The sequence below is a fragment of the Okeania sp. genome (genome assembly GCF_035285525.1).
GTDB lineage: Bacteria > Cyanobacteriota > Cyanobacteriia > Cyanobacteriales > Microcoleaceae > Trichodesmium.
The window spans coordinates 1-14,128 of sequence record NZ_JAYKGW010000077.1; the positions used below are offsets into that span (position 1 = coordinate 1).

The following is a 14,128-nucleotide window of genomic DNA, read 5'->3' on the forward strand; positions in this document are numbered from 1 at the left end:
ACTGGGAAGGAGAATTTGTTTCTGAGGATTTGGGAGCAGAATGGGAGTCAGCGCTAGCAGCGAAAGTGTATGACTATTGTTTTGGAGAACAATTTGCTCCTGAGTATCAAGCAGGTAGAGTGCAAGCGGTGGCAGATATCTATGCAGCAGGATTAAGTGATTGTCATGTGGAAATTTTAGGGAGATTTCATGTACGGGCAAATTTAGTTGTGCCTCTACTCAAACGTGCAAACCAAGGAGAGTTACCAGAACTTTGGGGTTTATTGTGCATTCATCAATGTAGTCAACCCCGTCATTGGGAAAATAATGAAATAGAGTTTGTACAGCAAATAGCGGATCATTTTGGTGTGGCGCTACAACAAGAAGATGCTTTCAAACAGCTTCAGGAAAAAGCCATAAAGTTAACAATTAGTATAGAAAAACAAAAAGCTTTAGCCAGAGTAATTAAAAGGATTCGCACACCTCTAGATTCAGAAGAAATTTTTCAGGTGACTGCTACAGAAGTACGTCACCTATTACAAGCAGACCGAGTTGCTGTATTTCGTTTCTATCCAGAAAGAGATTGGGAAGGAGAATTTGTTTCCGAAGATGTAGCCGAAAGATGGGATTCAGCATTAGCAGCTAGAGTATATGATCATTGTTTCGGAGGAGAATTTGCGGTTCAGTATCAAGGTGGTAGAGTACAAGCGGTGGCAGATATTCACGTAGCAGGATTAAGTGATTGTCATCTGGAAATATTAGGGAGATTTCAAGTAAGAGCAAATTTAGTTGTTCCTCTACTCAAGGGTAAAGAGCAGGGAAAATTACCGGAACTTTGGGGTTTATTGTGCATTCATCAATGTAGTCACCCCCGTCATTGGGAAAACGATGAAATAGAGTTTGTGCAACAAATAGCTAATCATTTTGGTGTAGCGCTACAACAAGAAGATGCTTTGGAACAAGTTGAACAACAGGCAGCAGAACTAGCTATTAGCAGAGAAAAGGAAAAGTTAGCTGAACGTCAGAAAATAGTAAGTGAGTTGTTCGACAAAATTCGCCTTTCTTTGGAAATTGAGGTGATTTTTGCTACTACTACTCAAGAAGTAAGGAAACTGCTACAGGCAGAGCGAATAGCAATATATAAGTTTTTACCTGATTGGAGTGGGAAATTTGTGGCTGAATCGTTTGCCGAAGGATGGAATCCCCTGGTGGGAGTGCTGCCAATTATTGAAGATACTTTTTTACAAGAAAATCAGGGGGGACGCTATGCTAATAATGAAACTTTTGCAGTTGATGACATCTATCAAGTAGGTCACACTGAATGTCATATTCAATTATTAGAACAGTTTGAAGCTAGAGCTTATGTCATTGCCCCAATTTTACAGGGAGAGAAACTCTGGGGTTTGCTAGCAGCTTATGAAAATTCGGCTCCCCGTCATTGGCAAAAGGATGAAGTAGAGTTACTATCTCAAATAGGTACTCAGTTAGGAGTAGCTCTACAACAAGCTGAATATGTTCATAAAGTTCAGGAGCAGTCAAAACAACTAGCTACCAGGGCAGCAGAAATGGAAAAGTCAGCAGAACGGCAAAAAACTCTGGCAACAATTGTTGATAAAATTCGTCAGTCTCTGGATATTGAGACAATTTTCCAAACAACCACTCAACAAGTACAAGAATTACTAAGTGCAGACAGAGTTGCTATCTTTAAGTTTCATGCTGATTGGAGTGGGGAATTTATTGCGGAGTCAGTAGGTGAGGGTTGGGTGAAGTTAATACAGAAGCAAAAGGAAAATTTCCAAATTTCCCAAAATGTTACTCTTTGTTCGGTTAGAGATTTGCCAAATTATGTGAATGACACCTATTTACAGGAAAGGAAAGGGGAAATTTTTTCTCAAAAAGTTTATTGTACTTGCAATGATATTTATGAGTCAGGTTTTAGTGATTGTTACCTTGAAGTATTGGAGTCTTATGAAGCTAGGGCGTATGCGATAGTGGCTATTTATCAGAAAGAAAAGCTTTGGGGTTTGCTAGCAGCTTATCAAAATTCGGGGCCTCGTGAGTGGGAAGTCGCAGAGGTGGAACTTTTGGCTCAAATTGGGGGGCAATTAGGAGTGGCGCTACAACAAGCTGAGTATTTGCAACAAGTTGAAGCTCAAGCAGAAAAATTGAGAAAAGCAACAGAAAGGCAAAAGGCGTTGTCAAATACGATTGATAAAATTCGTCAATCTTTGGATATTAATACTATTTTTCAGACTACTACTCAAAAGGTGCGACAGTTACTAGAAGTGGAAAGGGTAGCGATTTATAAGTTCTATAATGATTGGAGTGGAGAATTTGTAGCAGATTCGATCATTGATGAATGGACTCCTATGATTCAGACTCCGTTACAAATTAATCCGGCGATTTCTCAACAAACTAATGCTAGTACACTGCCTAGAAATGAAACTTTTGTACCAATTTTACAGGGAGAAAAACTTTGGGGTTTGTTGGTTGCTTATCAAAATTCTAGTCCTCGTTATTGGCAAGATGAAGAAATTAATTTGTTAGCTCAAGTAGGTGTGCAGTTAGGTATTGCTTTACAACAAGCTGAGTTATTAGAAAAAACTCGGACTCAAGCTGATGATTTGATACAGGCTTTTCAAGATTTAAAAGAAGCTCAAATGCAAATGATTCAAGGTGAGAAAATGGCTGGTTTGGGGCAGTTAGTTGCAGGTATTGCCCATGAAATTAATAATCCGGTTAATTTTATTCATGGTAATCTAAATTATGTGGAAGAATATACAGAAAATTTACTGGATTTGATGAAATTATATGCTGAACATTATATAGAACCTGTTCCAGAAATTAAAGATTTTGCCGAAGAGATTGATTTAGAATTTATGATCAAAGATTTACCGAAAATGTTAAATTCTATGAAAATAGGAACGGAACGTATTCGGGAATTAGTATTATCATTAAGAATATTTTCTCGGATTGATGAAGCAGAAATGAAACGAGTAGATTTACATCAAGGAATGGATAGTACTCTATTGATTTTGCAGCATCGTTTCAAACCAAGAAAAGCAAATAATAAAATTGAAATTGTGAAAAATTATGGTAATTTACCTTTAGTAAAATGTCATGCTGCTCAAATTAATCAGGTGTTTATGAACTTGCTGAGTAATGCTATTGATGTATTGGAAGAAAAACTAATAATAGAGAAAGATTTTACACCTATTATTACTATTACGACGAAAGTTAGCAATACAAATCCAAGGAATGTTTCAATTGGAATTGCTGATAATGGTTTGGGGATTCCCGCAGAGGTGAAAGGCAAAATGTTTGACTTATTTTTTACTACTAAAGAAATCGGAAAAGGCACAGGTTTAGGATTAGCAATTAGTTATGAAATTATTGTGAAAAAACATGATGGTAAGCTATTATGTAATTCTGAAGTAAATCAAGGAACCGAATTTATTATTGAAATTCCCATTCATAGAAATGATGATAAAGTTGAGACTTATAGGACTTAAATGGTAGGGTGTTTTTTACGGGCTTCAGCGAACATATTTGCGGAGCATTATCTTAGGAAAAAGTGTATCTCGTAATGCACCAATATTCTCTATATGCAGTGCCTTTGTGTAAATTATATATTATTTTTCTCCATTTTTTCTTCTTCTTCCTTCTACCATTTCTAATATCAAATCCCCTGGCTCTGGAGAATAAAGTTATACTATCATAAAAGAGCAAAAACTCCTAGTTTGTAGAGGGTAAGGTTCCCGATAAATTGGAGACAAAAACTCTACGACTCTGAATTTTACCGATACTACCAGATTTGAGATAACAAATTATTTTCAGATTAAGGTAAAATAGGAGAGGTCACTATTGTTAATAGCGACCTCTCTAGACTAAACATTTATAAAATTAGTATGATATGAATACAATTACTCAACCAAAAGAAAAAGTTTCTGATTTATCGCCAACATTTGATTTACCAAAAAGTTTACCAGATCATACTCAACTTCCCGACCAGGATAATAACTTCGTGAAAAATTTTCAAGAACCTCCGGAAGGAGATTTATTAACTCAGTCTATTACTCCAATTTTACAAAAAATTCATCCAGATCGCCAATACTGTGTTGGTCGAGATAGTGGGATTTATTGGCGGATAGCTGAAGCACCAGAACCTCTGGAAAAAGGTTCTGTAGCTCCTGATTGGTTTTATATACCGAATGTACCACAAAAATTAGATGGTCAGTTGCGTCGTTCTTATGTGTTATGGAAAGAATTTGTTGCTCCATTAATAGTATTAGAATTTGTTTCTGGAGATGGAGCGGAAGAAAGAGACCAAACAACAGGAATAGGTAAATTTTGGGTTTATGAACAAGTAATTCGCGTACCTTTTTATGGTATATATGAAGTTCAAAAAGGAACTGTAGAAGTATATAATTTGGTGAATGGTCGCTATCAAAAAATGATAGCAAATGAACACAAGCGTTATCCCATAGAACCTTTGGGTGTAGAACTGGGTATTTGGGAAGGTGAATATCAGAGTCAAGTATGGCCTTGGTTACGTTGGTGGGATAGTCAGGGAAATCTTTTGTTAACAGGAGATGAACTTGCAGAGCAAGAGCGTCAACGCGCCGATCGCTTGGCGGAGCAGTTAAAAGCTTTGGGTGTGGAACCAGAGTTATAGGGCTTTCCGTCGCTTGTGAGGTACACTTATCGCGGGCAAGATACCCGGACTACAGTAATTTTACCATTTATTTTGTACCTTATTTGCAAAGGAATATGCTGTATCACTGATTATCCGAAGGTGATATAATATCAGGACTTACGCACTAGACCACATATATAGTGTCAAAAACTATAACGTTATAGTTTTTAAGCTCCACATATAGTAGCTTCCGTGTAAGTCCTGTCGCTAGTTTAATCTAAAAATAGCGATCGCTTAACTGGACTGTATTAACTTTTAGGGAACACGGAACACTTAACTGGTATGGAAGAAATAGGTATGGAGGAAAAAAGTATTTTCACAAATAAATAAATATGAGATGCACCCTTTTTTTCCTTCTTCCTTCTTCCTTTGTGAGGTACACCTATGGCGGGCAAGATGCCCCCACTACAGTAATTTTACCATTTATTCTGTACCTCATTTGCAAAGAAATATGCTGTATCAGTGATTATCCGAAGGTGATATAATATCAGGACTTACGCCCTAGACCACATATATAGTGTCAAAAACTATAACGTTATAGTTTTTAAACTCCATATATAGTAGCTCCCGTGTAAGTCCTGTCGCTACTTTAATCTACAGAAATTATGCATACACCATATATATAGCGCTTAAAACTATTGTACAATAGTTTTTTGACTCTATATATAGTACCTCCCGTGTAAGTCCCGATCTAAAAATAGCGATCGCTTAACTGAACTGTATTGTTTTATAGATGAGTCTATAGAAACCGGGTTTATCCACAAAATTTTGTGGTTTTCACAAGAATATCAGGGTAATAAACCCGGTTTCTTGGTTGCTCCCGTGTAAGTCCTGATTTACTTTCTTTTTCCTTCTTCTTTATTATCAAAATTAACCATAAATTATGAGAATATACCTATATATTCTATCAGGAATTACATCTGCATTAATAGGTTGGAGTATTGGGCAATTTATCCTCAGTGATTTAGGTTGGCTACAAAAATTTCCTGAACTAGCATTATTTCCTTGCATTGGAATTTCCCTTGCAGTTGGTATAGTAATTACAGACATATTTTTAAATAATCCCACTCGATTTAAACGGAACTTCAGCAGAGGTATAATACCCTTAAGTATTGCTGCTGGATTAGGATTTTTAATGGGGATTAGTGCTGGAGGATTAGTTCAAATATTACTCAATCCAGAATTACGAAATAAACTAATAATTATACCCGATGAATTTGTCAGAATAATTGGGTGGATATTAATTGGTGGAGCGGTAGGTTTAGCTGAAGGTTTGACTTGGCGTTGGCGCAGTATAGAAGCAGGAGATAAATGGCGTTTTTGGCAGCGACTTATTATTAGTTTAAGTGTTAGTATTTTGACGGCTTTTGTGGCTGGGATTATCTTTGAATTTATCCGACAACAAATGGGAGAAATGCCAATAACTTTAAAAGCTTGGGAAGATCTAATTGGATTTTCTTTATTAGGGAGTTTGTTAGGTTTAGTATTAAGTTTTTCTACTTCTCCAAGTCATCTAGTTGCCCTCAGAGCTGGAGCAGGTTTTGAATATATTGAAAATATCAATATGTTGCAAAATCAAACACCTAATAATTATCCTCATATTCAGAAAAAATTATTACCTAAACTCAAATTTGTGAGTAATCTATTTGCTGATAAAATTGAGGAAGGATTGTCGATTCAATTACCAGCAAAAGGCAAAGTTAAAATAGGTTCAGCTCAGTTAAAAATTATAGGTAATCAAAAGTTTGGGGTAAATATTTGTATTCCTGGTTTACCATTACATATTGCTGATTTAGACTTAGCACCTAACCAAACAATTCTAGTACCTAATCTCAAATTTTTCTATAGAATAGAATATCAAGGCGATCGCTTGAGGGAAAGTACACCAATTCAACTCAAACATAACGATTTAATTACATTTTATGCCGAAAGTGGTGTTTATAATGGTAAAAAATTATTCAGATTTGTCTACTATAATCGCTTTTTGGATCCACAAAGTTAGTCTATCTTTATTAATATCAAGTTTCTACATTAATCCTGGTTTTGCTCAAGTCAAAAATCTAGAAATTCTTGAAGCTATCTCTGACCGAAATGAAGGAAAAGTCACCCTACGAGTAAAAGCATACGATGAAAAAAATAAACCATTAAGGGATTTGGAAAAAGACAACTTTAAATTAAGAGTTTGTTCGTCGAAAGTTGATTCAAAAACTGAAGAATGTCAAACTTTAGAGGCAGCAGATATTAATTGGAAAATTCCTCAACCTCAAGAATTACCTCCTGCTTGGGTAATAGTTTTATTAGATTTTAGTGGCAGTATGAAACAATTAGATAGTAGTGGAAAAAAAACTAAATTAGAAGGAGCGATCGCTGCCATGAGAAAGTTCAATCAAGATTTAGCTAAAAAAGGGGAAAATACCAAAATTTCGATTGTACCTTTTGGCAAAGGTGGCAAAAATTGTTCGGGAAATAAGGTAACAAAAAAGGAACTAGATAATTTTGTTTTAGCTGGCAAGAGAAAAGTCGAAAAAACTCTCAAAGAATTAGAGAGTCAATTAGATAATCTTTGTGCAGCGACAGATATTTATGAACCTCTGCGCCAGACAGTACAATTTTTTGGTAATCCTAAAGATAATCGTTTTAATCTACCAATAAATTCTAATTTACCTCAGCCAAGACGTTCGATAATTTTACTTTCTGATGGTTATCATAGTATTTATGGAGAGAGAGAAAATGAACTAGAATTAGAAGCGCAAGACTTTGACAAACTTGTGGTTATGTTAAAAAGTTATCCTAATATTACTGTTCATACTTTAGGTTATGGTTTAACTCCCCAACAGTTACAGCAAAAATATAATTTAAAGGAACTTCCTACAATTAGAGATATTAGTAAAAGAAGTAATAACTTGGATAAATTAAGAGAACTTGCTGCCGAAGAATTTGTCGATGAAAGCAGACTTCAACAAATAGCAAAAATCACTAATGGTATTGCTGAATTTTCTGGAAATGCTGAAGATATTTCTACGAGTTTGCTGGAATTTTTAGAGGCTTTATTTGATGAGTATCAAATTAATTATATTCAACCAATAAATGCCGAAAGTGGTTCTTTACACAAAGTACAAATTAGTTTTAATAATTCCATAAATTCAGAATTAAAACCTTATGTATTTTCTTGGGTGTCTCCTTCCCTACCTCGTTCGACGAGAATTATAATTTTTTTACTGACATTAGTAGTATTATTAGGGGGTGGTTTAATACCATTTTTATTGTGGGCAAAATCAATTAAATTATGAAAGCTGTATATTGAATAATTGGGTGTATTTTAATTTTGAATAAAACCAATAATTTGTCGATTTTTGCTAGGGTAGGAAGTAGGGACGTTGCATAAAACCCTAATTATCAATTATTACAGCACTTTCGGAGTTAGTGAGGTAGAAAATTTTATTTTTTTAAAGGTGTTAGTAAATTGGGTAACATGACCTTCCAGGTTGTTACAGTCTAGAAGACTGTGTTACAAGGTGTTAGTAAATTGGGTAACACGACCTTCCAGGTTGTTACAGTCTAGAAGACTGTGTTACAAAGATATTAAGTGTATCTCACCATCCTCAAAATTGCTGTAATTATTAATTATTCATTATTTATGAACCCATTAAACAGATTTTCTGATAGAGCAACAGATTATGCTAAGTATAGACCTAACTATCCAAAAGAAGCAATTACTGCTATAATAAGTGGTTTTGAAAATCCTTCTGAATTAGTAGTAGCAGATATTGGTGCAGGTACAGGAATTGGTTCTAGAATGTTAGCTGAACAAGGAGTCAATGTAATTGCTATTGAGCCAAATATTAATATGATAAATGTTGCTACTCCTCATCCTTTAGTGAAATTTCAGGAAGCAACTGCGGAAGCTACTAATTTGCCTAATGAATCTGTTGATATAGTAACTTGTTTTCATGCTTTTCATTGGTTTAATTTGGAACCTACTCTACAGGAATTTCATAGAATTTTAAAACCATCTGGCAGGTTAGCAGTTGTCAGAAATAACTGGAATAAACAAGATGGATTTACTAAAGAAAATAGTAATCTAATGAAGCAGATATCTCAACATTATTCAATTGCCAGAAGGAAGCGTTCTTTTTCGATTACATCTTTAGAAGAAAGCCCACATTTTGTTAATTTTAGACATTCAATATTTGCTCATCGACAAGAATTAGATTTACCAAGTTTAATAGGTAGAATTATGAGTTCTTCATCCGTACCAAATAAGGGTTATGAACGGGAAGAGATTACCAAAAATTTGCAGATATTATATGAACGATGGGTAGATAAAAAAGGTTTAGTTTATTTAGTTTATCGTACCGATTTATATCTTGCTGAACCTGGGATAATAATTAGGGCTTGCTAATAAAAAGTGTGGGGAGGGAGAGTGGGGAGGGTGGGGAGAGTGGGAAGTGTGGGGAGGGTGGGGAGAGTGGGGAGAGTGGGAAGTGTTGGAAATGTCGGAAGTGTCGGAAGTGTTGGGAGAGTGGGGAGTGTTGGGAGAGTGGGGAGGGTGGGAAGTGTTGGAAATGTCGGAAGTGTTGGAAGTGTCGGAAGTGTCGGAAATGTCGGAAGTGTTGGAAGTGTCGGAAGTGTTGGAAGTGTTGGAAGTGTCGGAAGTGTCGGAAGTGTCGGAAGTGTGAAAAGAAGGAGATAGTAGAAGTAACAATTGTTCATTGATGTGTCTACTCAGTCAATTTATCCCTGACTTTTCACCGGCTCCTACCTGTTCCCTATTCCCTCCTTTCTATAGACATCTCTAAAAATTAAAAATCTAATCAATTCTTATTCATAAATAATCAATTACTCCCTCCTGTTCCCTATTCCTTATTCCCTATTCCCTCTTTTCTATAGACATCTCTAAAAATTAAAAATCTAATCAATTCTTATCCAGAAACAATCAGTTACTCCCCCCTGTTCCTTGTTAAGTGTTCCCAGTTAAGTGTTCCCTCTTTTTTGGAGATGTCTAATATGATATGATAAATATTGTCAAAGTAAAGTCTCTAATTTCGAGACAAAAAAGTAAAGATTGAGAAACTAAAAATAAGGCTAAAAAAATTAATATGAGACTTGATGAAGCAGTAGAATTTGCAGAAAATCCTGAACCTCGTTGTCCTTGTGTCCTATTATTAGATACTTCAGCATCAATGACAGGCTCACCTATTCAAGCTTTAAATGATGGGTTGGAAACCTTTAGAGATAATTTAATTACTGATGATTTAGCCAAAAAAAGAGTAGAGGTTGCCATTATTTCTTTTGACAATCAAGTGAAAATTGTCCAAGACTTTATTACCGCTGACCAATTTGAGAATCCAGTATTAACTGCTCAAGGACAAACTTTTATGGGTACTGCTGTTCATAAAGCTCTAGATATGATTGCTGCTCGGAAGTCAGAATATCGGAATAATGGTATAACTTATTATCGACCTTGGGTATTTTTGATTACTGATGGGGAACCTCAAGGAGAATCAGAAAAAGTTGTTAAGGAAGCAGGCGATCGCATCAAACAGGAGGAAGATAATAAGCACGTTGCCTTTTTTGCGGTGGGTGTGGAAGGAGCGAATATGGAGAAGTTGGCAGAAATAGTTCAGAGAACGCCTCTAAAACTGAAGGGACTTGATTTTCGAGAAATGTTTATCTGGTTATCTGCTAGTATGCAGCAGGTTTCTCATTCTAAGGTTGATGAACAAGTAGCACTGCCTCCTCCTGGATGGGGAACAGTTTAAATTATGGAAGGAAGAAGGAAGAAGGAAGAAGAAAGAAGGAAGAAGGAAGAAGTTATATAAACAAGATTTACACAAAAACCGGGTTATTGTTTGGGTTTGGGTTTGGAGACCAAACAAATATAGGATTGGGAAAACAAACCCCTACAGTTTTTTTGACAAATAATTAAGGAAAAATTTAGTAAATGTTAGGTTATGTCAATAGAAGTAGAAAGTCAGTGGCGAGTGGTATCGGTATCGGTGGCGGGTACAAGTCACGAGAAACGGGGACAACTATGTCAGGATGCACATCGCTGGCAAATTTTGTCAGAGAAAGTTTTAGTTGCTGCGGTTGCTGATGGCGCAGGTTCCGCAAGTTTGGGAGATGTTGGTGCTAAAATAGCTGTGGATGTGGCAGTAAAAACTATTGCTGAACAAAAGTTTCTCCCAAAAGATAATATTGGTTGGCAGTATCAATTAATTGATGCTTTGAGGGCAGCCAAAAATGCTGTTTTGATTGAGTCTCAAGTGAGAAATGTTGCAGCACGGGAGTTGGCAGCAACTTTGATTTTGGTGGTAGCTACACCAGAATTAGTTATTGCTGCGCAAGTGGGGGATGGTGCAGCGGTGGTGGGTGATGGAGAGGAGAATATTTTTCCGGTGACAGCACCCCAGACTGGTGAACATATTAATGAGACAACTTTTTTGATTTCAGAAACAGGTGTGGAAAATGCTCAGGTAAAAATTTGGTTAGGAAAACCTGTTTATTTGGCAATGTTTTCGGATGGTTTGCAAATGTTAGCTTTGAAAATGCCTATAGGTTTGCCCCATAGTCCGTTTTTTGCTCCTTTGTTTAAGTTTATGAAAGTGGTGACAAATGAGGAAGAGGCAAATAAGCAGTTGGAAGAATTTTTGCGATCGCCAAAGGTGACGGGAAGAACTGATGATGATTTGACTTTATTGTTGGCAAGGTATGGGTGAAGTCAGTTATCAGCTTTTTCAGTTATCAGTTATCAGCGTGAAGAGTAGTTTACAGCGGTTTTCATTACGGTTCCCGAGAAATCAGGAAACCACTGTAGGGAGGTTCCATGGAACCTCCCTAGGAGGTGTTGGTATCAAGATCGCCTTTTATAGTTAGGTTGGATAGAAGGAAGTGTGAGGAAAGCTAATGTGCAGGATAAACCCAAAATATTAGCAGGAAGTGAGTTTTGTAAAGGCTTTCATATTTAATCAGCAAGCCCTAATTATCAATTATCAATTATTCATTATCCATTATCCATTATTAATTATCTTTCTATTATTTAGCCAAAAATAAAGCCAAAAAATTGCTGAAGGTGAGACAATAGGTAACAAAATAGCTCCAGAAATATAAACCTGTAAACTAACTATTATATATACTAAATTACCAACAGCAAAAATAACTACTTGCTGATTACGTTTTTGTGGATAATTATTCAATATTAAAATAACACCTTTTCCGATAATAGCAGCTATCAACATCATCCATAAATCAGGAATAGGAACAACTAATCTATTAGTCAAAAAATGATGTAATAAATAAGCATGAACTTCACCCCCTGTTAATTTTTCACCATTACTCCAATGACGAAAAGCTATTGGGGGATTATCAATATTATCATCTCCAAGTTTTACTCCCGCATTCTCGTATCCACCAGGAGCTATTATTACTATTTGTTCTTTAATTTCATCCCTAATTTCAGTTATTTCACATCTACGAATTTTATTAGGTGCAAGGGAATTACTAGACTCCAAAAGTCGCCAAGCTGGAATACAATCATATACTTGCTCATAACTAATAGAAAAATCTACAATTGGATGAAGCCACATTTGTCCTAACCAATAAGAAAGAAGAGTCACTAAATTTGAACGAGCAATAGGAGAAAATAATTTTTGATGGTTAGTTCCTTTTTCTTGTTTCAGATAATCAGATAACTGACGAAATAAGTCAATCTTACTTTCTAAGTTTGGTAGTGGTAAATCATCATATTTTTGGTCATAGCTTAGTTTATAAACTAATGCCAACATAGAAGCAAAAGTTAAATCATCTTGGCCTGTATAATCTATAGTTATTAAATATCGATCATAGATATTTATGTCTCCTTGTAAGCTCCAATTTAAACTAGCAAATTCTTGATGAATACCATGTTCTTTTTCAGCAAAAATAAGCCATTTTTGTTTTTTTGCTGCTTTTTGAAGTTCTGCTGCTAAGAGGCGATCGCCTTCCCCACCATCAAAACGATCTAATAAATAATCAATACCAATTATTTTAGCTTGGGACTCAGAAATTTGTCTGACTAGACTAGCTAAATAGTCTCGTTTCATTATAGTAGAATTAGTAATTCCTGCTTTAATAATCGACTCATTATCAATTTGTACTAACAATACAGGTGGAGTTTTATTAGTCATAAATTGACCAGTTAACTGACGATAAATAGCTTGTATGAAAACTCGTCTATCTAACAAAAATTCTTGTATTGGTAACTGCCAAATAATGACTGCTAAGGATAGTAAAACTGTAGATTCTATGGTGGTAGGAAAATACTTTTTCAACCATTGTTTTAATCCAAAACGTTCAATTTTAAAAAGCTCAGAGTTAGGGCGACGAAATAGAGAAGGAATTAGATAAGCAGAAGGATAAGTCAGAGATTTTTCAGTTTGATAAAAAGTACGAGAAGTTTCTAATAAAGCTTCATGTATATCTTTATGTGCTGCTAAACTTTTAGTAAAATTAATGATAAATTCATGGGCAATTTTGTTATGAATAAACTCTCGCATAACTATGACTTGAGTTAATCCTAAACTAATTAGAGATTCAGCAATACCAATACCTTTACAAGAATTGAAAATAGCTGCTTGTAAACCATTTTTTATGGCTGTCTTGAGGGGAGTTTCCAGTTGGCTAATAGACATAAAAACACCAGGAGCAATACTAAATTCACCACCAGTAAAATTAGTTTCATCACTGTGACCAGCAAAAAACAAAATATCCCAACCATTAGGGTCAGCGATCGCTTGCCAAATCTTGATTTTCAATTCATCAATATTATCTCCTGGTTGCCACCCAATAAATTGAACGTAAGTAAGATGAGAAAGAGATTTTACTGCGTCACGGTCAGCTTGAAAATTTAGACGGTTATCGTCTCCAATAATTGTCAAAATTCGTGCTTTGCGATGAATAGGTTGTACGGTTTTTTCCAGAATATTTGTAGGGGTGCGAGAGATTCTAATTTTCCCTGATGCACCAAAACTACCACTTATTTCCCACGCTTCCCAAGGTAAACGTGCTAATTCTTCAGCGTTACAGGAAAGAAAAATATCAACCCAGTTAGAGTTGGGTTCATTGGTAGCACTTTTGATTTTTTCTCTGATGTCATATAAGTTTCTATCACGCAACCATTCGTTAAATTCGCTTACGAGAGTTTTTTCCTCTTCATTTAGTTTTGCTAACCAGTTAATTTCTAGTGCTGGGGTATCACCTTCATCTATCAGTCTTCCCCGTGAATTTTTAAAGTAGTAATTGTCATAAGCATTTTGCCAACGTTCATAATTTTCTATTAGTTTAGTTGGATAATAAAGAGTAGTAGAAAGTCTGCGACCATCTTGTGATGATAACTTAAATGAACAGTCTTGTTTATCTAAATTATCTACATTTACAGATTTAATTTCTATTTCTAAATTAAAATATTTCATTGAA

The 14,128-nt window shown here is 35.5% G+C and carries 9 protein-coding genes; 8 read left to right on the forward strand and 1 reads right to left on the reverse strand.

The genetic code is table 11. The annotated features are described in order from the left end of the window. From VKJ25_RS07770 to VKJ25_RS07805, 8 genes are all read left to right on the forward strand, one after another. The coding region (locus VKJ25_RS07770) for a GAF domain-containing sensor histidine kinase (protein ID WP_324236052.1) at positions 1-3,491 on the forward strand (3,491 nt) is incomplete at its 5' end. Positions 3,492-3,892: 401 nt separating this feature from the next. After that, on the forward strand, positions 3,893-4,654 hold the full coding sequence (locus VKJ25_RS07775; RefSeq protein ID WP_324236053.1) for a Uma2 family endonuclease: 762 nt from the start codon (positions 3,893-3,895) through the stop codon (positions 4,652-4,654). A 904-nt stretch (positions 4,655-5,558) separates the two neighbouring features. Then, positions 5,559-6,677: a hypothetical protein gene (locus tag VKJ25_RS07780; protein WP_324236054.1), complete on the forward strand. Its 1,119-nt coding sequence runs from the start codon at positions 5,559-5,561 to the stop codon at positions 6,675-6,677. Further along, entirely contained in the window at positions 6,619-7,965 is a 1,347-nt protein-coding gene (locus VKJ25_RS07785) for a vWA domain-containing protein (protein WP_324236055.1), read from the forward strand. Before VKJ25_RS07780 ends, VKJ25_RS07785 begins: the two co-directional genes overlap by 59 nt. A gap of 347 nt (positions 7,966-8,312) precedes the next feature. Further along, positions 8,313-9,077, forward strand: coding sequence for a class I SAM-dependent methyltransferase (locus tag VKJ25_RS07790; RefSeq protein WP_324236056.1), 765 nt, complete (start codon positions 8,313-8,315; stop codon positions 9,075-9,077). 85 nt (positions 9,078-9,162) lie between these two features. Further along, positions 9,163-9,354, forward strand: a complete 192-nt coding sequence (locus tag VKJ25_RS07795; protein ID WP_324236057.1) for a hypothetical protein — start codon at positions 9,163-9,165, stop codon at positions 9,352-9,354. Between the two features lie 420 nt (positions 9,355-9,774). Next, on the forward strand, positions 9,775-10,437 hold the full coding sequence (locus VKJ25_RS07800; RefSeq protein WP_324236058.1) for a vWA domain-containing protein: 663 nt from the start codon (positions 9,775-9,777) through the stop codon (positions 10,435-10,437). A 192-nt stretch (positions 10,438-10,629) separates the two neighbouring features. Then, on the forward strand, positions 10,630-11,394 hold the full coding sequence (locus VKJ25_RS07805; protein WP_324236059.1) for a PP2C family serine/threonine-protein phosphatase: 765 nt from the start codon (positions 10,630-10,632) through the stop codon (positions 11,392-11,394). 291 nt (positions 11,395-11,685) lie between these two features. Here VKJ25_RS07805 and VKJ25_RS07810 read toward each other — a convergent pair. Further along, positions 11,686-14,128: CHASE2 domain-containing protein (locus VKJ25_RS07810; RefSeq protein ID WP_324236060.1), on the reverse strand; the 2,443-nt coding region annotated here is incomplete at its 5' end.

Bases quoted from the DNA above. Each gene is read 5' to 3' on its own strand.
- VKJ25_RS07775 (WP_324236053.1), top strand. From the start codon at position 3,893: ATGAATACAATTACTCAACCAAAAGAAAAAGTTTCTGATTTATCGCCA.
- VKJ25_RS07780 (WP_324236054.1), top strand. From the start codon at position 5,559: ATGAGAATATACCTATATATTCTATCAGGAATTACATCTGCATTAATA.
- VKJ25_RS07785 (WP_324236055.1), top strand. From the start codon at position 6,619: ATGGTAAAAAATTATTCAGATTTGTCTACTATAATCGCTTTTTGGATC.
- VKJ25_RS07790 (WP_324236056.1), top strand. From the start codon at position 8,313: ATGAACCCATTAAACAGATTTTCTGATAGAGCAACAGATTATGCTAAG.
- VKJ25_RS07800 (WP_324236058.1), top strand. From the start codon at position 9,775: ATGAGACTTGATGAAGCAGTAGAATTTGCAGAAAATCCTGAACCTCGT.
- VKJ25_RS07805 (WP_324236059.1), top strand. From the start codon at position 10,630: ATGTCAATAGAAGTAGAAAGTCAGTGGCGAGTGGTATCGGTATCGGTG.